Annotated in this window: 28 protein-coding genes, 1 tRNA gene and 1 other RNA gene; 10 read left to right on the forward strand and 20 right to left on the reverse strand. The window is 63.9% G+C overall.

Annotated features, from left to right (window positions below; all coding sequences use genetic code 11):
- Window positions 1–33: 33 nt before the first annotated feature.
- From OXT71_01195 to rpsL, 19 genes are all read right to left on the reverse strand, one after another.
- Entirely contained in the window at window positions 34–219 is a 186-nt protein-coding gene (locus tag OXT71_01195) for a type Z 30S ribosomal protein S14 (GenBank protein ID MDE2924998.1), read from the reverse strand.
- Between the two features lie 77 nt (window positions 220–296).
- Window positions 297–860: a 50S ribosomal protein L5 gene (gene rplE / locus OXT71_01200; GenBank protein MDE2924999.1), complete on the reverse strand. Its 564-nt coding sequence runs from the start codon at window positions 858–860 to the stop codon at window positions 297–299.
- Between the two features lie 33 nt (window positions 861–893).
- On the reverse strand, window positions 894–1214 hold the full coding sequence (rplX, locus tag OXT71_01205; protein ID MDE2925000.1) for a 50S ribosomal protein L24: 321 nt from the start codon (window positions 1212–1214) through the stop codon (window positions 894–896).
- A 19-nt stretch (window positions 1215–1233) separates the two neighbouring features.
- Window positions 1234–1602, reverse strand: coding sequence for a 50S ribosomal protein L14 (gene rplN, locus OXT71_01210; GenBank protein ID MDE2925001.1), 369 nt, complete (start codon window positions 1600–1602; stop codon window positions 1234–1236).
- A gap of 7 nt (window positions 1603–1609) precedes the next feature.
- A complete protein-coding gene (rpsQ, locus tag OXT71_01215; protein ID MDE2925002.1) occupies window positions 1610–1888 on the reverse strand; it encodes a 30S ribosomal protein S17 in 279 nt (92 codons plus the stop codon).
- Window positions 1889–1949: 61 nt separating this feature from the next.
- Window positions 1950–2147, reverse strand: a complete 198-nt coding sequence (rpmC, locus tag OXT71_01220; GenBank protein MDE2925003.1) for a 50S ribosomal protein L29 — start codon at window positions 2145–2147, stop codon at window positions 1950–1952.
- Window positions 2144–2560, reverse strand: coding sequence for a 50S ribosomal protein L16 (gene rplP / locus OXT71_01225; protein ID MDE2925004.1), 417 nt, complete (start codon window positions 2558–2560; stop codon window positions 2144–2146). Before rplP ends, rpmC begins: the two co-directional genes overlap by 4 nt.
- A gap of 18 nt (window positions 2561–2578) precedes the next feature.
- Window positions 2579–3232, reverse strand: a complete 654-nt coding sequence (gene rpsC / locus OXT71_01230) for a 30S ribosomal protein S3 (GenBank protein MDE2925005.1) — start codon at window positions 3230–3232, stop codon at window positions 2579–2581.
- Between the two features lie 10 nt (window positions 3233–3242).
- A complete protein-coding gene (gene rplV / locus OXT71_01235) occupies window positions 3243–3590 on the reverse strand; it encodes a 50S ribosomal protein L22 (protein MDE2925006.1) in 348 nt (115 codons plus the stop codon).
- A 39-nt stretch (window positions 3591–3629) separates the two neighbouring features.
- Window positions 3630–3914: a 30S ribosomal protein S19 gene (gene rpsS, locus OXT71_01240; GenBank protein ID MDE2925007.1), complete on the reverse strand. Its 285-nt coding sequence runs from the start codon at window positions 3912–3914 to the stop codon at window positions 3630–3632.
- 8 nt (window positions 3915–3922) lie between these two features.
- Window positions 3923–4747, reverse strand: a complete 825-nt coding sequence (gene rplB, locus OXT71_01245) for a 50S ribosomal protein L2 (protein MDE2925008.1) — start codon at window positions 4745–4747, stop codon at window positions 3923–3925.
- Between the two features lie 5 nt (window positions 4748–4752).
- Window positions 4753–5049, reverse strand: a complete 297-nt coding sequence (locus tag OXT71_01250; protein MDE2925009.1) for a 50S ribosomal protein L23 — start codon at window positions 5047–5049, stop codon at window positions 4753–4755.
- Window positions 5046–5687, reverse strand: coding sequence for a 50S ribosomal protein L4 (gene rplD / locus OXT71_01255; protein MDE2925010.1), 642 nt, complete (start codon window positions 5685–5687; stop codon window positions 5046–5048). Before rplD ends, OXT71_01250 begins: the two co-directional genes overlap by 4 nt.
- On the reverse strand, window positions 5684–6331 hold the full coding sequence (rplC, locus tag OXT71_01260) for a 50S ribosomal protein L3 (protein MDE2925011.1): 648 nt from the start codon (window positions 6329–6331) through the stop codon (window positions 5684–5686). Before rplC ends, rplD begins: the two co-directional genes overlap by 4 nt.
- A gap of 2 nt (window positions 6332–6333) precedes the next feature.
- Complete coding sequence (rpsJ, locus tag OXT71_01265) at window positions 6334–6660, reverse strand: 30S ribosomal protein S10 (protein MDE2925012.1); 327 nt, start codon at window positions 6658–6660, stop codon at window positions 6334–6336.
- 10 nt (window positions 6661–6670) lie between these two features.
- Window positions 6671–7858 (reverse strand): elongation factor Tu, encoded by a 1188-nt coding sequence (gene tuf, locus OXT71_01270; protein MDE2925013.1) that lies wholly within the window; start codon window positions 7856–7858, stop codon window positions 6671–6673.
- 64 nt (window positions 7859–7922) lie between these two features.
- Window positions 7923–10031 carry an elongation factor G gene (fusA, locus tag OXT71_01275; protein ID MDE2925014.1) on the reverse strand — a complete coding sequence of 703 codons (2109 nt, stop codon included), beginning with the start codon at window positions 10029–10031 and terminating at the stop codon, window positions 7923–7925.
- A 52-nt stretch (window positions 10032–10083) separates the two neighbouring features.
- Complete coding sequence (rpsG, locus tag OXT71_01280; GenBank protein ID MDE2925015.1) at window positions 10084–10554, reverse strand: 30S ribosomal protein S7; 471 nt, start codon at window positions 10552–10554, stop codon at window positions 10084–10086.
- A 69-nt stretch (window positions 10555–10623) separates the two neighbouring features.
- On the reverse strand, window positions 10624–10998 hold the full coding sequence (gene rpsL / locus OXT71_01285; protein ID MDE2925016.1) for a 30S ribosomal protein S12: 375 nt from the start codon (window positions 10996–10998) through the stop codon (window positions 10624–10626).
- Between the two features lie 228 nt (window positions 10999–11226).
- Here rpsL and OXT71_01290 point away from each other — a divergent pair, with 228 nt between their 5' ends.
- The 10 genes from OXT71_01290 to OXT71_01335 all read left to right on the forward strand — a co-directional run bounded on the left by OXT71_01290 (window position 11227) and on the right by OXT71_01335 (window position 19282).
- Window positions 11227–12615, forward strand: coding sequence for a 3-deoxy-D-manno-octulosonic acid transferase (locus tag OXT71_01290; GenBank protein ID MDE2925017.1), 1389 nt, complete (start codon window positions 11227–11229; stop codon window positions 12613–12615).
- A gap of 6 nt (window positions 12616–12621) precedes the next feature.
- Window positions 12622–13662, forward strand: a complete 1041-nt coding sequence (lpxK, locus tag OXT71_01295) for a tetraacyldisaccharide 4'-kinase (protein ID MDE2925018.1) — start codon at window positions 12622–12624, stop codon at window positions 13660–13662.
- A 22-nt stretch (window positions 13663–13684) separates the two neighbouring features.
- Entirely contained in the window at window positions 13685–14737 is a 1053-nt protein-coding gene (gene waaF, locus OXT71_01300; GenBank protein MDE2925019.1) for a lipopolysaccharide heptosyltransferase II, read from the forward strand.
- Between the two features lie 29 nt (window positions 14738–14766).
- Window positions 14767–15876, forward strand: coding sequence for a glycosyltransferase family 9 protein (locus OXT71_01305; GenBank protein MDE2925020.1), 1110 nt, complete (start codon window positions 14767–14769; stop codon window positions 15874–15876).
- Window positions 15873–16412, forward strand: coding sequence for an isoprenylcysteine carboxylmethyltransferase family protein (locus tag OXT71_01310; GenBank protein ID MDE2925021.1), 540 nt, complete (start codon window positions 15873–15875; stop codon window positions 16410–16412). The genes OXT71_01305 and OXT71_01310 overlap by 4 nt, the downstream gene beginning before the upstream one ends.
- On the forward strand, window positions 16409–17296 hold the full coding sequence (locus OXT71_01315; protein ID MDE2925022.1) for a DUF3108 domain-containing protein: 888 nt from the start codon (window positions 16409–16411) through the stop codon (window positions 17294–17296). The genes OXT71_01310 and OXT71_01315 overlap by 4 nt, the downstream gene beginning before the upstream one ends.
- A gap of 101 nt (window positions 17297–17397) precedes the next feature.
- Window positions 17398–17801, forward strand: an RNA gene (gene rnpB / locus OXT71_01320) — RNase P RNA component class A.
- Window positions 17802–17825: 24 nt separating this feature from the next.
- Window positions 17826–18827 (forward strand): P1 family peptidase, encoded by a 1002-nt coding sequence (locus OXT71_01325; GenBank protein ID MDE2925023.1) that lies wholly within the window; start codon window positions 17826–17828, stop codon window positions 18825–18827.
- Window positions 18828–18865: 38 nt separating this feature from the next.
- Window positions 18866–18942 (forward strand) — tRNA-Ala (locus OXT71_01330).
- Between the two features lie 46 nt (window positions 18943–18988).
- On the forward strand, window positions 18989–19282 hold the full coding sequence (locus OXT71_01335; GenBank protein ID MDE2925024.1) for a HigA family addiction module antitoxin: 294 nt from the start codon (window positions 18989–18991) through the stop codon (window positions 19280–19282).
- 20 nt (window positions 19283–19302) lie between these two features.
- Here the strand turns inward: OXT71_01335 and OXT71_01340 are convergent, their stop codons facing one another.
- Entirely contained in the window at window positions 19303–19590 is a 288-nt protein-coding gene (locus OXT71_01340; protein ID MDE2925025.1) for a hypothetical protein, read from the reverse strand.
- Window positions 19591–19743 lie beyond the last annotated feature (153 nt).

The raw sequence follows: 19743 nt of genomic DNA on the forward strand, positions 1-19743 counted from the left end.
CCGCAATCGTCGTCGGACGCCGCTGCAGCGGCGTCACCAACTGGACTTGATCACTCCCGGAATCTCTCCCAACAAAGCCAACTGGCGGAAACAGATCCTGCAGAGCTGGAACTTGCGCAGATAACCGCGAGCACGCCCGCAACGCCGGCATCGGTTGTAGCGCCGCGTGGAGAACTTGGCTGGTCTTCTTTGTTTCGCAATCAAACCATTTCGGGCCATCCTCCTACACCTCCCCTGCCGGCGTGCCGGCAACGAACCAGAGTCGAGACTTTCGCCTGCGAAAGTCCCCTGGCGGTTCAAAAAATCAGTTGGCGGTCCTCCTCCCGGCCGAAGGGCACGCCGAGTCCCGCCAGCAGGACGCGCGCCTCTTCATCCGACTTGGCGGTCGTCACTATGGTGACGTTCATTCCGTGCGTCGTCTCGGCACGGCCCAAGTCGATCTCCGGAAAGATCAAGTGCTCCCGGATTCCGAGCGTATAGTTGCCCTGTCCGTCGAAAGCGTTGGGTGGAACGCCTCGAAAATCCCGGACCCGGGGCAGACCGATGTTGATGAGCCGGTCCAGGAACTCGAGCATCCGGTTGCCGCGCAACGTGACCATCACTCCGATGGGCATCCCCTGGCGCAGCTTGAACCCGGCGATGGATTTCCTGGCGCGGGTCACCACCGCCTTCTGCCCGGTGATGGCGGTCAGCTCGGCCGACGCCGAGTCCAGCAGGCGAATATTCTGGATCGCCTGTCCCATGCCCAGATTGACCACGACCTTCACCAGCCTGGGGATCGCCATGACGTTGTCATAGCCGAACTCCTCCACCAGCTTCGGGACCACCTCTTCCTTGATCTTCTGTTTGAGCCGAGCCACTGTTTCTACCCTTGCTGCCGCCCCGCCGGGACGCTACTTGTCGATGGTGCCTCCGCACTTCTTGCAGGTTCGGACCTTCTTTCCGTCCGAGAGCCGCGTATATCCCACCCGGCTCGCCCGGTTGCACTCCCCGCAGATCACCTGCAGATTCGAGAGAGCCACGGGGGCTTCCTTTTCCAGGATTCCGCCTTGCACGTTCTGTTGCGGATTCTGCCTGGTGTGCCGATGGATCATGTTGATCCTCTCGATCACGGCTCGTTTCCCATCGGACAATACCTGGAGGACGCGCCCCGTCTTGCCGCGGTCTTTCCCGGCCAGCACCAGCACCTGGTCATTCGCCTTCACGTGGAGCATCCGAAAAACCCTCTTCCGGTCACAAAACCTCGGGAGCCAACGAAACGATCCTCATGAATCGCTTTTCCCTCAATTCTCTCGCCACGGGACCGAAGACGCGGGTTCCCACCGGTTCCCGCGCGTTGTTGATGACGACGGCCGCGTTCTCGTCGAAGCGGATGTAAGAGCCGTCCGGCCGCCGGTTCTCCTTGCGCATCCGGACGACCACAGCCTTCACCACCTGTCCCTTCTTCACCGCGCCGTTGGGGCTGGCCTCCTTCACCGAGGCCGTGATGACCTCTCCCAGGCTGGCGCCCCGTCCCACGTCTCCGCCCAAGGGCGAGATGCAGGAAATCCTTCGGGCTCCCGAATTGTCGGCAACGTTCAGAACGGTCTGCATCTGGATCATGATCCACCTACCCCTTGGCTTTCTCCACGACCCGCACCAGGGTCCAGCGCTTCCGCTTGCTCAAAGGCCGGGTTTCCTCGATCAGAACCTTGTCGCCCGGCCGGCACGCGTTCTCTTCGTCGTGGGCCATGAGCTTGCTGGTGCGCCGAATGGTCTTCTTGTAGAGGGGATGGGCCACCAGACGGTCGACGGCCACGACGATTCCCTTGGTCATGGAGGCGGAGACCACCCGTCCGGTCTTCCGATTCCTCTTTCGCCTTCGCGTTTCCACCGACTCAGTCGCCATGACTCATTCCCTCGATAGACCCTGGAGCGGATGGTTCCGGGCAACTCCGCCCCGTCTCGACTCACTGCCGCTGTTGCCGTCTCTCCGCCACAATCGTCTTGACCCGGGCCAGATCCCGCCGGATCTGACGGATCCTGGTGCGGTTCTCCAGTTGTCCCGTGGCCTTTTGGAACCGCAGCCGGAAGATCTGCTCGGAGAGCGCCTGCCCCTCCGACTCCAGGTCCTCCAATGACATTTCTCTCAGCTTGGATGGGTTCATGCCGAATCCAGACGGGTCACGAAGCGAGTCCGCAACGGCAGTTTGTTGGCTGCCAGCCGCATGGCTTCCTTCGCCATGTCGTGGGGCAGCCCCTCCATTTCATAGAGGATGGTTCCGGGCCGCACCACCGCCACCCATCCCGTGGGAGCCCCTTTCCCTTTGCCCATTCTGGTCTCCGCCGGTTTCTTGGTGATCGGCTTAGCGGGAAAGACCCGGATCCAGATCTTCCCTCCCCGCCGGACATAACGGGTCATCGCGATTCTGGCCGCCTCGATCTGCCGATCCGTGATCCAACCGGGCTGCACGGCCTTGAGGCCGTATTCGCCGAACGACATGGTGCTGCCGCGGATGGCCTTGCCCGTCATTCTCCCCTTCTGCTGCTTCCGGTACTTGATCTTCTTCGGCATCAACATGACTGCTATGACTCCCGTTCAATTGGACCGGGACGTTTCCTCGTCCCCGAAGACCTCACCCTTGTAGACCCACACCTTGACGCCGATGACGCCGTAGGTGGTGAAGGCTTCGGCGAAGCCATGGTCGATCCGGGCCCGCAGGGTATGGAGAGGCAGCCGGCCGTGGAGATACCACTCGGCTCTGGCGATCTCGGCGCCGTTGAGCCGGCCGCCGCAACGGACCTTGATCCCCTGGGCTCCAAATCGCACCGCGGTCTCGACGGCGCGGCGCATGGCCCTGCGGAAGGCCACGCGGCGCAAGAGCTGCTGGCAGATGGACTCGGCCACCAACTGGGCATCCGTCTCAGGCTTCTGTTCCTCCTGAATATTGATGTAGACCTCCCGTCCGGTGGCGGCCTGGAGATCACTCTTCAACCTGTCGATTTCGCTGCCTTTGCGGCCGATGATGATCCCGGGCCGAGCCGTTCTCACGATGACCGTGAGCTTGTTGGCCGCCATCCTCTCGATCTCGATGGAGGAGATCCCGGCATGGTAGAACTGCCGCTTCAGATTCTTCTTGATCTGAAGGTCCTCGTGCAGCAGATCCCCGTAGTTCTTTTCCGCATACCAGCGGGAGCGCCACGTGTTGATGTAACCCAGGCGGAACCCGTACGGGTGGACTTTCTGACCCAAAATTCGCCTCCTATGACTCTCCGTCCGAAACCCGGATCGTAATGTGGCTCTGCCGCCGGCGCTCGCGGAAGGCCCGCCCCATGGGAACGGGGCGCGTTCTGAAACGCCACTTGGTCGGTCCCAGGTCGACGAAGGCCTCCTTCACGAACAGATCATCCACGTCGACCATCGGCTCCTTCTGCTCGGCGTTGGCGATGGCCGAACGCAACACCTTGGAGATGGAGCGAGCCGCCCTCCTCCCCGAGAATCGGAGGATGTCCAGCGCCGCCTCCACCTTCCGGCCCCGAATCAGGTCGATGACCAGACGCGCCTTCTGGGGCGACCCTTTTACGAATTTTGCCGTAGCCGATGCTTCCACTAGTTCTGCTCCGGAACCTTCGAATTCATCCTCATGAAGCTACCGCATCCTGGCCATGCGCTCGGATTTGCGAATGTGTCCCCTGAAATTTCTCGTGGGAGCGAATTCTCCCAGCTTATGGCCCACGACGTTCTCGGTGATGTAGATGGGAATGAACTTCTTGCCGTTGTGAACGGCAATCGTGTGTCCCACCATCTCCGGCGTTATGGTCGACCTCCGGGACCAGGTCCGGATCACCGCCCTCTCGTTGGTCTCATTGAGGTGGCGCAGTTTCTTGACCAAGTGAGCGTCCACGAAGGGACCCTTTTTGACCGACCTGGGCATGGAGCCTCCTACTTCTTTCTCCGCCGGACAATCATCTTTCCGGTCCGGTTGTTCTTCCGGGTCCGGTAGCCTTTCGTCTTCCAGCCCCAGGGTGACGTGGGATGCCGTCCGCCCGAACTCTTCCCTTCGCCGCCGCCCATGGGATGGTCGACGGGATTCATGGCCACGCCTCTGACCTTGGGCCGCCGGCCGCGCCAACGGTTGGCTCCCGCCTTTCCCAGGGAGACGTTCTCGTGATCGACGTTCCCCACCTGGCCGATGGTCGCCCGGCAGAGGACATGGACCTTGCGCACTTCGCCCGAAGGCAGTTTGATCTGGGCGTATTTCCCCTCTTTGGCCAGCAACTGTGCGCTTCCGCCGGCGGAACGAACCATCTGGCCGCCCCGCCCCTGGGTCAGTTCGATGTTGTGGATCATGGTTCCCAGCGGGATGTTGGCGATGGGCAGGCAATTGCCCGGCATGATGTCCACCGCCGGTCCCGAGATCACCTCGTCGCCCACCTTCAGCCCGTTGGGCGCCAGGATGTACCGCTTCTCTCCGTCCAGATAATGGAGCCGGGCGATGCGGGCGCTCCGATTGGGGTCGTATTCGATGGCGGCGACTCGCGCCGGCACGTCATCCTTGTTTCGCTTGAAGTCGATGACTCGATAGCGCCGCTTGTGGCCGCCTCCCCGGCGCCGGACGCAGATCTTTCCGTCGCTGTTGCGGCCGCTGATCCGCTTCTTGCCCCGGGTCAGGCGCTTGAGCGGCTTGATGTCGGTCAGATCCTCGCCGGTCTGAACGGTTCGGAATCTGGTGCCGGGCGACGTGGGTTTGTAGCTTTTCAATGGCATCGGTTCTACACCGTGTCGAAAAATTCCGGCATATCCTGGCCGGGTTTCAGAGTCACATAGGCTTTTTTCCAAGCGGCCCGCCGTCCCCGGTACTTGCCCATTCTCTTGACCTTGCCCTTGAAGTTGGCGGTTCGAACGGAATTGACCTCGACGTCGAAAATCCTCTGGACCGCCGCCTTCACCTGCTGCTTCGTGGCCTCGGGCCGGACCTTGAAGACCACGACCCGGCCGTCGAGATCGTCCTTCTGAATGGCGGCCTTCTCGGTAATGTGGGGGAGCCTGAGAATATCGTAACTGCTCATGACCTCAGCAACACCTCCTGCAGCTCCAGCAATGAAGCCTTGCTGATCATCAGGACCTCGGCGTTCACCAGGTCGTAGACGTTGACGCCGAGGGCCGGAACCATCTTGACTCCCGGCAGGTTTCGAGTGCTCAGGAACAAGTTCCGGTTCTCCCTCGAATCCACCACCAGCAGCTTCCGGGTCAGGTCGAAGGCGCCCATGACCTCCACGAAGTTCCTGGTCTTGTGGCTGGACATCTCCAACGAGTCCAAAACCAGAAGGTTATCGTTCTTCAGCTTGTCCGAGAGGACCAGCTTGACGGCGCCTCTCCGTTTCTTCTTGGACAGCGACTGTGCGTAGTTTCTCGGCTTGGGACCGAAGGTCACGCCTCCCGATCTCCAGAGGGGACTCCTGATGGTCCCGGCACGGGCCCGTCCGGTGCCCTTCTGCCGCCATGGTTTCCGGCCGCCTCCCCGCACTTCGGCGCGAGTCTTGGTGGAATGGGAACCCTTGCGCCGTCCGGCCAGAAAGGCGGTCACCGCTTCCCACAACAGGGATTCGGATGCCTGGTAGTCGAAGACCCGGCGGGAGAGGGGCAGTGTCTCCACAACCTCGTTGCTCAGGTTTCTGACCTGGATTTCCGGCGACGACTCAGTCAATTCCGCCTCCCCGAACGGACGATGGCGAGGGTGTGGGCCCGGCTGCCCGGCACCGACCCCTTGACCAGCAAGAGGTGGTTCTCTTCGTCCACTTTGACCACTTGCAGGTTTCGGATGGTGACCCGCTTGTTCCCCATCCGCCCGGGCCCGCGGGTCCCGGGAAAGACTCGACTGGGCGAAGCGCTCTGGCCAATGGAGCCTGGAGCCCGATGAAACATGGATCCATGGGTCGCCCGGCCGCCGCCGAATCCGTGGCGCTTGATCACGCCCTGGAATCCGCGGCCCTTGCTGGTGCCCACGATGTTGACGGTGTCGTCGGCCTGAAAGACCTGGTGGGCCAGAACTTCATCGCCGACTTTCAATGCCGTCCCTTCAGTCTCTTCGTACGCAAACTCGCGCAGGATCCGGGTCGGCGGCGAACCTGCCTGACGCAAATGCCCCCTCTCGCCCAGGGTGAGGCGCCGGGACCGGGTTCCGGGCTCGATGAGACCCAACTGAAGTGCGGAATAGCCCTCTTTCTCAGGGGTCTTCTTCTGGACCACGATGCAAGGGCCGGTCTGAAGCACCGTCACCGGAATGACCTGGCCCCTTTCGTCGAAGAGCTGGGTCATTCCCACTTTCCTGCCGATCATCCCCTGGAGCATGGCTATTCCTTCTCGGCTCCGTAGGCCTTGATCTCCACGTCGATGGCAGCCGGAAGATCCAGTTTCATCAAGGCGTCCACCGTCTGCGGCGTCGGCTCCAGGATGTCCACAAGGCGCTTGTGGGTCCTGATTTCGAACTGCTCCCGGGACTTCTTGTCCACGTGGGGAGAACGCAGCACGGTGTAGCGGCCGATGCGGGTGGGCAGCGGGATCGGACCCGAAACCCGGGCCCCGGTGCGGCGCGCGATGTCCACGATCTCACCGGTGGAGTGGTCCAGGACCCGGTGGTCGTAAGCCTTGAGTCGGATGCGGATCTTCTCGTTGTTCATTCTCTTGGGCCTACTCCAGGATCCGGGTGATGGTGCCGGCGCCCACCGTGTGGCCGCCTTCGCGGATGGCGAAGCGCAGGCCCCGCTCGATGGCGATGGGCGTGATCAGGTTGAACTCGATCGTCACGTTGTCCCCCGGCATCACCATCTCCGTCCCGTCCGGCAACGTCACGTTCCCCGTCACGTCCGTCGTCCGAAAGTAAAACTGCGGCCGGTACCCCGTGAAAAATGGCGTGTGCCGCCCGCCTTCCTCCCGGGTCAATATGTACGCCTCCGCCTGGCATTTCGTGTGCGGCGTGATCGACCCCTTGGCCGCCACCACCTGTCCACGCTCCACTTCGTTCTTCGGCGTCCCCCGCAGCAACAACCCCACGTTGTCTCCCGCCTGACCTTCGTCCAGCAGCTTGCGGAACATCTCCACGCCCGTCACCACCCGCTTCATCGTGGGCCGGATCCCCACGATCTCCATCTCCGTCCCCACCTTGATCTTCCCGCGCTCCACCCGGCCCGTCACCACCGTGCCCCGGCCGCTGATGGAGAAAATATCCTCGATCGGCATCAGAAACGGCTTGTCCACGTCCCGCTCCGGCATCGGCACGTACCCGTCCACCGCGTCCATCAACTCCCGGATCTGGTCCTGCGCCCCCGCGTCTCCCTCCATCGCCTTCAAGGCACTCCCGTACACCACCGGAATGTCGTCCCCGGGAAACTCGTACTGGCTCAGCAGTTCCCGCACCTCCAGCTCCACCAGCTCCAGCAGCTCCTCGTCATCCACCATGTCCACCTTGTTCAGGAAGACCACGATGGAGGGCACTCCCACCTGCCGCGCCAGCAGGATGTGCTCGCGGGTCTGCGGCATCGGCCCGTCCGCCGCCGAGACCACCAGGATCGCCCCGTCCATCTGGGCCGCTCCCGTGATCATGTTCTTGATGTAGTCGGCGTGTCCCGGACAGTCCACGTGCGCGTAGTGGCGCTCGGCCGTCTCGTACTCCACGTGGGCCACCGCGATGGTGATCCCCCGCTCCCGCTCTTCCGGCGCGTTGTCGATGGAATCGAAATCCCGGATCTCCACGCTGGGATTCTCGGCGCTCAACACCTGCGTGATGGCCGCCGTCAACGTCGTCTTGCCGTGGTCCACGTGCCCGATGGTTCCAATGTTCACATGCGGCTTCGTGCGCTGAAACTTCTCCTTCGCCATCTCGTCCTCTTTTCCGATTCAGTCGATCCTGATCGACGTCGCTTTCGTGTCCCTTCGGGACGGTTCAACCTGACCGGGTCAAAATCCGGCCGTGGGTACGCGCCACCTGCTCTTCCACCACTTGTCTGGGGACCTGCTCGTACTGCTCGAAATGCATGGTGTAGGTCGCCCTCCCCTGGGTGAGCGACCGCAGTCCGGTGGCGTAGCCGAACATGGTCTCCAAGGCCACGTAGGCCGTGATCACCTGGCTTCCTCCCCGCGGTTCCAACTGGGCGACCCGGCCCCGGCGGGCGTTGAGATCGCCGATGACATCGCCCATGTATTCCTGGGGCACCACCACTTCCACCTTCATGACCGGTTCCAGCAGGACGAGCCCGGCCTTGCGCGCGGCCTGCTTGAAGGCGAGGGAGCCCGCGATCTTGAACGCGATCTCCGACGAGTCCACGTCGTGGTAGGAGCCGTCCAGAAGGGTCACCTTGACGTTCTGCATCTCGCAGCCGGCCAGGACTCCGCCCTCCATGGCCTCCCGCACACCGGCCTTCACCGCCGGAACGAATTCTCGAGGGATCACGCCGCCGACGCTCAGGTCCTCGAACAGGAACCCGTTTTCGGCCTCGCCCGGTTCCAGCGGCTCGACCCGGACCCTGGCGTCCCCATATTGGCCCCGGCCTCCGGTCTGGCGAATGTAGCGCCCGTGCCCTTCGGCTGTCCCCAGAATGCTCTCCCGGTACGCCACGTGCGGCTTGCCCACGTTGGCGCCGACGCCGAACTCGCGCAGCAGGCGATCTACGATGATCTCCAGGTGCAGCTCTCCCATGCCCGAGATCAGGGTCTGTCCGGTTTCCGGATCGGTGTGAGTCCGAAACGTCGGGTCCTCTTGAACCAGCTTCTCCAGCGCGAATCCCAGCCGATCCTGGTCGGGACGCGTCTTGGGCTCGATGGCCACTGAGATCACCGGCGCCGGAAACTCCATGGATTCCAGCAACACGGGCCGGACCGGATCGCAAATCGTGTCTCCCGTCGCCGCCGTCTTGAGTCCGACCACGGCAGCAATGTCCCCGGCGCCGAGTTCCTTGAGCTCCTCCCTCTTGTTGGCGTGCATCTTGAGCAACCGTCCCACCCGCTCCGCCCGCCCGGAAACCGGGTTGTAGACCTTCGAGCGGGCCTGCAGGCATCCGGAATAGACGCGGACGAAGGCCAACTTGCCGACGAAGGGGTCGCCCATGATCTTGAATACGAGGGCCGAAAAAGGGTCGTCCTGGGAGGCTCGGGGAGTCACCGGATCTCCCGTGACCGGGTCGGTTCCTTCGGGTGGGGGCACCTCCAACGGTGAGGGCAGGAAATCGACGATGCCGTCCAACAAGGGTTGCACCCCCTTGTTCTTGAAAGCGGCGCCGCAGAGGCAGGGTGTGAATCTGCCCTGACAGGTTCCCAATCGCAGCGCGCGCTTGAGGGAGCCGGGATCGATGGGCTCGCCGTGCACGTACTTTTCCAGCAGCTCCTCGTCCACCTCGACGACCGTCTCCACCATCTTCTCGCGCCAGTGCTCCGCCGCCTCCCGCCATTCCTCCGGAATGTCGCCCTCCACGAAATTGGCGCCCAGGGTCTCGGCTTCGTAGCGGATGGCCTTGCGGGAGATCAGGTCGATGACGCCTTCGAAGGACTCCTCCTGTCCCAACGGAATCTGGACCGGGACCGGATTTGCGCCCAGCTTTTGGGTCATGGACTCCATGGCCGCGAAATAATCGGCTCCCAGCCGGTCCATCTTGTTCATGAAGGCGATCCGCGGCACCCGGTACTTGTCCGCCTGGCGCCAGACGGCCTCGGACTGGGGCTCGACGCCCGCGACGGCGTCGAACACGGCAATGGCGCCGTCCAGAACCCGCAGGGATCGTTCGACTTCAGCCGTGAAGTCTACGTGGCCCGGGGTATCGATAATGTTGATGCGGAAATTCTTCCAGAGGCAGGTCGTGGCGGCGGAGGTGATGGTAATGCCCCGTTCCTGTTCCTGGGGCATCCAGTCCATGGTGGCGGTGCCTTCGTGCACTTCACCCAGCTTGTAGGTGATTCCCGTGTAGTAGAGAATCCGCTCGGTCGTGGTCGTCTTACCGGCATCGATGTGGGCCATGATGCCGATATTTCGCGTCCTTTCGAGCGCAGACTGAGTTGCCACTGTACTGGTTTTCCCTGGATGCAGCTTCCGTTGGTAATCGAGTCCTTCCCTCTCACCATCGGTAGTGTGCGAAGGCACGGTTGGCCTCGGCCATCCGGTGCACGTCCATCTTCCTGCGAACGGCTCCGCCGCGGTCATTCGCGGCGTCTGCGAGCTCGTTGGCCAGCCTCTCCCTCATGGTCTTTTCGTGACGGGCCCGGGCATAGCCCACCAGCCAGCGAATGGCGAGCGAGGTCTGCCGCCGGGTGCTGACTTCGATGGGGACCTGATAGGTCGATCCGCCCACGCGGCGGGACTTGGTCTCCACCATGGGCTTGACCCTGTCCACCGCCTTCTTGAAGATCCGCAATGGATCTTCTCCCGTCCTGTCCTGGATCAGGTTCATGGCGGCGTAAAAATTTCTCTCGGAAACACTCTTCTTTCCCCGCACCATGGCCTGATTGATGAATCGGCTCACCAGGCGGCTCTTGAATACGGGATCGGGAGCCACGTCTCTCTTGGGAACATCCCTTCTTCTAGACATCTCGATGGCTCCTGGACACGAAGCAAGCTGCGATGGAACTCGGCGTCGATGCAGTTGTTGGAGATCCGGCTAACCCTTGGGGCGCTTGGCGCCGTACTTGGACCGGCTGTTGTTACGGTTGTCTACGCCGGCCGTGTCCAAGGTCCCGCGGATCACATGGTATCGCACGCCCGGCAGGTCCTTAACCCGGCCGCCACGAATGAGCACAATGGAGTGCTCCTGCAGATTGTGTCCCTCACCCGGAATATAAGTGGTCACTTCGATCCCGTTGGTCAACCGTACCCGGGTCACCTTTCGAAGCGCCGAGTTGGGTTTCTTCGGCGTCTGCGTGTACACACGCACGCAGACTCCGCGCCTTTGAGGGCAACCCTGCAGCGCCGGGCTCTTGGTCTTGGTCCGCACCGGTTTGCGACCCTTGCGCACCAACTGATTGAACGTCGGCATCGATGCCATCCACTCCTGGAACTGCCCGCCGCCGCCGCTTTCGACGCTTGGCGTGAGAGCAGAACAAACCCTATAAGACAAAAAAAGGATGCCCTTGAGGCATCCGCACTCGACCCACCCACGCCGTGATAGGCGGATGAATCTTAGCCTCAGGGCCGGCCCCCTGTCAAGCCGGGAAACAAGTTATTATATGCGTCCGTGACCGCCTTGACAAAACATGCTCCACGGATGATCCGTGGAGCCGGCGACGGAGACGCCGGAACGGCTCCGAAGCGTCCCGGCCGGGACTCGAGCGGCCCCACGGCCGTTCCGACGCCGCTGATCGCCGCCTATGCGCTGGCCTATACGCTCGGCCTGATCCTGTGGCTCCCTTTGCGCCTCCTTCGTTATCTCCGGGGCCATCGTCCCGTTCCCTTCAGGAAAAGGATGATGGTTCCCGATTGCGTCTCGCCGCTCCCTTCCGGCCGGGCCCGGCTCTGGGTCCACGCCGTCTCGGTGGGAGAGGTCAACTCGATTCGCCCCCTGATAGATGCGCTGAACCTGAAATCGTCTCAACTGTGCATTTCCACAACGACCGAGACGGGGCAGCGTCTGGCCCGCCAGCTTTTCCGGGACCGGGCCCGGATCTTCTATTTTCCCCTGGACTGGCCCTGGCTCTGCAGGAAGTATCTCAGGAGGCTGGATCCGGCGGCCGTACTGGTGGTCGAAACTGAGATCTGGCCCGGGTTCATCGTCGCCGCCCGGGAGTCGGGCGTACCCGTGGTCCTGGTCAACGGCAGGATCTCCGACCGGTCGTTCGCTCGCTACCGGCGCTTCCGGCGCCCGCTGCGGCCCTTTCTCCGGCAGTTGGATCGTCTCTGCATGCAGTCGGTCCAAGACCGGGACCGGATCGTCGAACTGGGATCCGTTGCTTCCAGAACCGGCTCCGTCGGAAATCTGAAATACGATTACAGCCTGGGCCCGGACGCCGGACCGGCGGCATTGACGCGGCGGATTCGAAGCCTGTTCGGAGCGGACCCCATCTGGATCTGCGGCAGCACCCGCGAAGGAGAGGAGGAGCAGCTTCTGGACGCCTTCCAGGAGACCCGGCGGGAATTCCCCGATCTCCGCATGGTTCTGGCTCCCCGGCACCCGCGGAGATCGGACGAGATCTCCGGCCTGCTTCGGCAGCGGGGCGTCGTCCACCTGAAACGCAGCGGTCTCAACGGTTTCCAGGATGCGGGCCCGCCCGTCCGGCCCGATGTGCTGGTCCTGGACACCATCGGCGAGTTGGCCCATCTCTACGAACTGGCCCAGGTGGTTTTCGTGGGGGGCAGCCTGGTGGCGTGGGGGGGACACAACATCATCGAGGCGGCGCACTTCGGCAAGGCGATACTGGTGGGGCCTCACATGCATAATTTCCGGGAAATGGCTCGCAATTTCCTGGAAGGGGGCGCTGCGCTGCAGGTCCGAAACTCGCGGGAATTGGCCCGGCGGCTGAGGGAACTCCTGGAAAGTGAGGCGGCTCGCCGGGGGCTGGGCGAAAACGCCCGGCGGATCCTTCGCGAGAATCGAGGCGCCGTGGCCCGAACGGCCCGCATCGTGGACGAGTACCTGACTCCGGTCGCCGGATCCTGAGAACGCATGTGGGTTCTTCTCTCCCAACTCTACTCCCTGGTCATGCGGCTCAGAGCGTTGCTCTACCGGCGCGGCCTCATTTCGCGAAACCGCCTCCGCAACCCGGTCATCAGTGTCGGGAACCTGACCGTGGGCGGGACCGGAAAGACCCCCTTCGTGGCCTATCTGGCCGGCGTTCTCCAGAAGGCGGGCTATCAGCCGGTCGTCCTGAGCCGCGGCTACCGGGGCAGGGCCGAGCACTCGACCCTGGTGGTCAGCGACGGCAGGAAGGTGCTGTGCGACCCGGCCAGCAGCGGGGACGAGCCCTTTCTGCTGGCCGGTCAGCTTCCCGGAGTCCGGGTCGCCGTCGGAAAGAATCGGCACCGTTCAGGAACGCTGGTGGAAAAGGACGCGGTCGGCAGGGTCATCCACATTCTGGACGACGGTTTCCAGCACCTGAAGCTCAAGCGCAACCTGGACATTCTGCTGGTGGATGCCACCGATCCCTTCGGCGGCGGTCAACTCCTGCCTGCGGGGAGGCTCCGGGAGCCCCTGGCCGCCATGGGACGCGCCGATCTGGTGGTCATCACGCGGTCCCACCTGATGGGGGAGATGGACGATCTGGAAGCGGTCATCCGGAGACACAACAAGCTGACTCCCATTTCCTACTTCTATCACGATGCCGTCGGCGTCTTCGATCTCAAGAGCCGGACGCAATTCCGGACCCGGGATTTCGTGGGAAGGCGGGTCATCGCCCTGGCGGCCATCGGAAATCCCGGAATCTTCGTCCAGGACCTGGAGCACTACCAGATGGACGTGCGGCGCCAGCTCCTGTTCCCCGACCATCATCCGTACAGCCAGAGCGATCTGGACCAGGCCCTGGAAAATCTGGACGAACACGGAGCCGAGGCGTTGATGACGACGGAGAAGGACGCGGTCCGCCTCCAGGGCCTGGAATTCGGCGCTGGACAGATCTACGTGTTGAAGATCGAAGCGTTGCCCGAAGACCCGGCGGAGTACCGCAAGTTTCTCTTGGATGAGGTGGCGGGCCTTCCCAATCCGCACTGAAGGAGGGCCTCGGACAGGAGCGATGAAGCAGGTCCTGGTTCGCTGCACCAACTGGATCGGAGACGCCGTCATGTCGCTGGCGGCCCTGAGGGAGCTGCGCCGGCTGCAGCCCCAGGCCCGGCTGACTCTCCTGGCCCGGGAATGGGTGGCCCCGATCTTCGAAGGGCAAGGGGTCGCGGATCAGGTGGTCACGCTCGAGAACCGGTCCCTGGGGGTACGGGGAGTATTCCGTGTGGGACGGCGGCTCCGTGGATTCGATACGGCGGTTCTCTTCCAGAACGCGTTCGAGGCGGCGCTGCTGGCGCTGACGGCGCGCATTCCGAACCGGATCGGCTACACCACCGACGGACGGCGGCTCCTGCTGACTCAAGGCGTGCGCCCCCGAATCAAGGACCTTGGCCGTCACCAGACCTACTACTATCTGGACCTGCTGTTCCAGGCGGGCGTCTCTTCCATCGACTACCTGGAAGACTCTTCGTTCCGGCCCGACATCCATCTCACGCCCTCCCGGGCGCAACTGGAGTCGGCCGACTCCCTGCTCGGCGAGGCGGGCGTCGAGAGCGGCAGGCCCTTGGTGGGCCTGAATCCGGGAGCCGCCTTCGGTTCCGCCAAGCGATGGTTTCCGGAGCGCTACGCGGAAGTGGCCGATCGCCTGATCGAGGAGGCGGGCGCCGAGGTCGTGCTCCTGGGCTCCAGTTCGGAGACGCCGATTGCGGTCCGGGTCCGGGAGCAGATGAAACAGACTCCCCGATTCCTGGTGGGACGGACCTCGCTCTCCGCCCTCATCGGCGTGTTGGCCCGGTGCCGGTTGTTTCTGGGAAACGATTCGGGTCCCATGCACCTGTCGGCGGCGCTGGGAGTGCCGCTGGTGGCGGTATTCGGATCCACCGACGAAGTGGCCACGGGACCCTTGAGCCCCCAGGCGACCGTCATCCACAAGCACGTGGAGTGCAGCCCCTGCCTGCTCCGGGAGTGTCCCATCGACCTGCGCTGTTTCGATCGCATTCACTCCGGGGAGGTCTACCGGGCGGCCCGAAGGCTGTTGACCCGAAATCAGGCTCCGGGACGCCCGTGATACGATGGCCTTCCGTCTCGAGGGGCCCTATGCTCCGAAACATCTCTTCCGTTGCTTCCGGCAGCACCCGCCCCGCGTCCTCTACCTTGCTGAACCGCCCGGAAAAGATCCTGATCGTCCGGTTGGGCGCGCTGGGCGACATCGTTCACGCCCTGCCGGCCCAACAGCAGATCCACCGCCGCTTCCCCGATTGTGAGATTCACTGGCTGGTCGAGCCCCACTACCGCGCCCTGCTGAAGACAGTTCCCGGAATCCATCGAATCTGGACCGCCGACACCAAGCGTTGGCGGCGCCGGCCCCGGACGGCGTGGGATCTGGTCCACCTGATCCGGGCCTTGCGGCGGGAGCGCTTCGACCTGGCGCTGGACTTTCAGGGCCTGATCAAGTCGGCATTCCTGGCCCGTCTTTCCGGCGCCGGGAGGCGGATGGGATTCTGCCGGGAACGATGCCGCGAGCCGGCGGCGGCCGGTTTCTATACCGACACCGTCCCGACCAGCGGAATCGGCCACGTCATCGATCTGAACCTGGAGCTGGCAGGGTCGTTGGGCTGCGCCGGAGAGTCCACGGCCCGGGTGCCTTTTCGGATCCCCGCCGAGGCGAAGCGTTATGTCGACTCCCGGTTGCAGGCGGTCGGCAACGTCCGTCCGGTCCTGTTGAATCCGGGCGCCGGATGGCCCACCAAGCTCTGGCCCGCCCGCAGGTTCGCCCGTCTGGGCGCGGAGATCCGGCGGCGCCTGGATCTTCCCGTGCTCATCACCTACGGTCCGGGAGAGGAGGAACTGGTCCGTGAGATCCGGGACTGCTCCCGGCCCGGGTCCGTGGTCACCTTTCCCACCACGATCCTGGAACTGGCGGCGCTCTGCCGGCGCGCCTGCCTGATGGTGGCGGGGGACACGGGTCCCCTGCATCTGGCGGTGGCGGTGGGAACCCCGGCGGTGGCGGTGATGGGTCCCTCCATCGCCCGGCGCAACGGACCCTTTCACCCGGAAGACCGGATCGTCAAGCGTTACCTCTACTGCTCGGACTGCAACAAGCGGAGCTGCGGGGAGTTCATCTGCATGAACATTTCCGTGGAACAGGTCTTCCGGGCCGTGCGCCGGCGGTTGTCGGCGGCCGTGGAAGGACCGGCATCCCCATGACCGTGGTTCAGAGAATCCGGGTCCCCGCGGGTCTCGCCTTCGGGTTCCTGCTTTTCGTGTTCGCCCAGCCGCGTCATGACCTGTTCTGGCTCGGAATGCCGGTGGCGGCGCTGGGAGCCGGCATCCGCCTTTGGGCCTCGGGATACCTGGACAAGTGGCGCGGGGTGGCGCGGACGGGACCCTACCGCCTGACCCGGAATCCTCTCTACCTGGGGTCCTTTCTGGCCGGGCTCGGTTTCACCGTGGCGGCGGCGGAGCTTTGGCTGCTCCTGGTCTATCTCGTCCTGTTCCCGGGCATTTATTGGCCGGTGATACTTCGTGAAGAGCGGGAAATGCTCAGCCACTATGGGGACGACTACGCCGGGTATGCCGCCGGCGTGCCCCGATTCTGTCCGGTTCGGTTCCCGGGCCCCATCGCCGCCGGAGCCGGCGCGATCGCTCGTTTCCAGTGGAAGCTCTTCCTCCGGAACCGGGAATACCGTTTTCTCATCTCGGTGGTCCTGGCAGCGATCTTTTTCTTCTGGAAAATGGGATGAAGCGCCCAATGCCCGACTCCCGGCGGTGGACGCGCCTGTTGCCGGTCCTCCCCCTGATCCTGGCGCCCGCCCTTTACTGCTTCCCGCTCCCGGCCGGGCCCGGGGCGCCACGGCCGCTCCTGGACCGGGGGACTCGTTACAGCGCCCCTTTCCAAGCCGGAGAGAGCCTGCGATACGAGGTCAACTGGAAGCCCCTGTTCGCCTCTCCGGCCTTCAAGGCGGGGGAGTTGGCCTTCACCGTGAAACGTTCCCGGTATCGAAAGAGGCCGGCCTGGACCATCACCATGGAGGCCATATCGGCCGGCCGGCTGGTGGAAGTCGCCAAGATCTCGGTGCGGAATCGTTTCGAGTCCATTGTCGACGCCCGGAGTTTTCATTCCTATCGGATCTTCCGGGAGCATCGCGAGGGAAGACGCAAGCGCGATCTGCTCTCCGTCTTCGACTACGGCAGGGACACCGCGTTCTTCCGTGACCTGGACGTGTCAAAAGATCCGCCGCGGGAGCTTCACAACCGCACTTCCGATGGGATACCGGGGCCGGTCGCGGACCTGCTTTCGGTCATCTACGTGGCGCGGCTCCATCGGCTGGAGGACGGGAGCCGATACCGTGCGCATCTGGCCCAGCGCGGCAAGTTCAAGGAGATGCTGGTCCGGGTGGAGGATACGGAGCGAGTCGAACTCCGGGTCGGGGCTTTCGACACGGTCCGGCTCCGGGTCGAGGAGGGAATCCTCTCCAAGGGCAGGACGCTCCGGGTCTGGTACTCGCGGGACCGTCTTCGAGTTCCCGTCAAGTTCGAGGCCGAGGTCAAGTTCGGCCGGGTCTACGGCGAACTCATCGGGCTGGAGGCGGGCGCCGTGGGGCGGGGGCTGATCCGGAGCCGGTAGCCGCGTGCCCGATCCGCGGGATTTTGCGGGTGGGCAGGTCGAGGCGGCCGGGTCAAGCGGGTTCCATCCGATCTTCCGGTGATAGAATGTCGCCGGCCTGAAAAGCAGGGTGGGCGATCGCCTTCCGGCAGCCGCCGGACGGAGGAAAGTCCGAACACCTCAGGGCAGCGTGCTTCCTAACGGGAAGGGGGGGTGACCCTACGGAAAGTGCCACAGAAAAGATACCGCCTTCGGTTCCGTCACCGGGACCGCGGGTAAGGGTGAAATGGCGGGGTAAGAGCCCACCGCTTCGATGGTGACATCGGAGGCACGGTAAACCCCACGCGGTGCAAGGCCAAATAGGCTCCGTACGAGTCGGCCCGGCTCATTCGCCGGCCCCCGGGCCGGGCGGAAGCGGAGCGGGTAGGCCGCCCGAGGGCCGGGGCGACCCGGCTCCCAGAGGAATGATCGCCACCCCGTCCTTTCGGGCGGGGTACAGAATTCGGCTTACAGCCCTGCTTTTCAGGACCTGCATTGATCCACTTCCGGCATGAGCAGTGATTCGCATTCATCAGGGTCCCCCGCCTACGAGGGGGGCCTCACGGACATCGAAGGAATTCGTGTCGGGCACGCCGTAGACCCGCGGCGGCCCACGGGAGTCACGGTCGTCCTCCCGGAACGGGAAGTGATGGCCGGAGTGGACATTCGCGGCTCCGCTCCCGGCACTCGCGAAACGGCCCTGCTGGATCCGGTGCGCTCCGTGAAGCGCATCCACGCCCTGGTGCTCTCCGGCGGCAGCGCCTTCGGTCTGGACGCGGCCTCCGGAGTGGTCCGGTACCTGGAGCAACGGGGGGTGGGGTACGAAACGCCGGTGGCCAGGGTCCCCATCGTGCCGTCGGCCATCCTCTTCGACCTGGCGCTGGGAGACGCATCCGTCCGCCCGGGTCCCGAATTGGGACGCCAAGCCTGCCGGAACGCCGCGGCCGGACCGGTCCCCGAGGGCAACGCCGGCGCGGGAGCCGGGGCTACCGTAGGCAAAATACTGGGTCACGAACGCGCCATGAAAGGCGGCCTGGGTTCGGCGGCCATCCGGACCGGACCCCTCGTGGTGGCGGCCCTGGTGGCGGTCAACTCGGTGGGTGACGTCCTCGATCCGGAGACCGGCAGAATCCTTGCCGGTGCCCGCGGCGCCGGCGGGAGAGGATTCGCCGACACCATGGCGGTCCTGAAGGAACGGGGACTTCCAAAGCGCCGCTCCGGCGAGGGCGAGAACACGACCTTGGGCGTGGTCGCCACCAACGCCGAGTTCGACAAGGCGTCGCTGACCAAGATTGCCCAGATGGCCCACGACGGACTGGCCCGGACCGTCCGGCCGGTGCACATGCCGTCGGACGGTGATACCGTCTTCGCCCTCTCAACCGAATCGGTGCGAGGGCAGGAACTGGGTCTGGTGGGGGCACTGGCCGCCCAGGTCACCGCCAGGGCCGTGGTCCGCGCCGTCCTCCACGCGGAGCCGCTTCCCGGGTACCCTTGCGCGTCGGACTACCTGTAGGGATTCCCCTTTCTGGTAAGATAGCCCCCCTCTCAGGTGGGGACGTAGCTCAGCTCGGAAGAGCGCCTGAATCGCACTCAGGAGGTCGTGGGTTCGAATCCCATCGTCTCCACCATTATTTTCAATCAGCATGGGATCGCCGGAGTCCGGAGGTCGAGGCGATGAGCTTCAGGAATGGGATGAGACCGGTGCACCCGGGAGAGATCTTACGGGATGAACTGGATGCGCTTGGGATGTCGGCCAATGCGCTGTCGAAGGCATTGGATGTGCCCGTGAATCGAATTACGGCGATCCTGAATAGGCAGCGGGGTGTAACGGCCAATACGGCATTGCGTTTGGCGCGTTATTTCGGGACAATCCCGCAGGTGTGGCTGAACCTGCAAAAGACCTGGGAGCTGCGGCGGGAAGAAATCGAGTCTGGCCGCCGGATTGCCGAGCGTGTCCAGCCCCGGTAATCGGTGGTTCCCCTCGAAGATCATCTGCCTCGCGAATTCGACCTCTTGTACAGCGCCTCAGATTGACGCTTCAATCCCTCGCCAACATCGGTGAAACCGACGCGCATATAACCGCCAGCACAAAGCAACACCAGCGGCGCAAGCAGACCGGTCAACCGGTCCGTGTTGTGGTAGCGGCAGCTCGTCTCGCTCACGGGTTCCAGATGCTGCTCCCGCACTGCAGCCAGGAGCCAGCGCGCTCCGAATATCTTGCCCCAAGCAATGAGCCGGGGTGCTTCGAACGCGGAGACGGTCTCGGTGATTCGCACCTTCGCCGGCCCCATCCTGACCAGCAGATGGGCTGGCGAACCGATCTCGAAATCCGTCCGTACGTGCGGTGTGAACGGAGTCCACTATTTCCTCTTGCCCGGCACCGCGTCGCGTTGCGGTTCGCCGGTCGGCTGCCTGACGTGATCCTGGTT

It is taken from the genome of Acidobacteriota bacterium (assembly GCA_028874215.1).
Lineage (GTDB): Bacteria > Acidobacteriota > UBA6911 > RPQK01 > JAJDTT01 > JAJDTT01.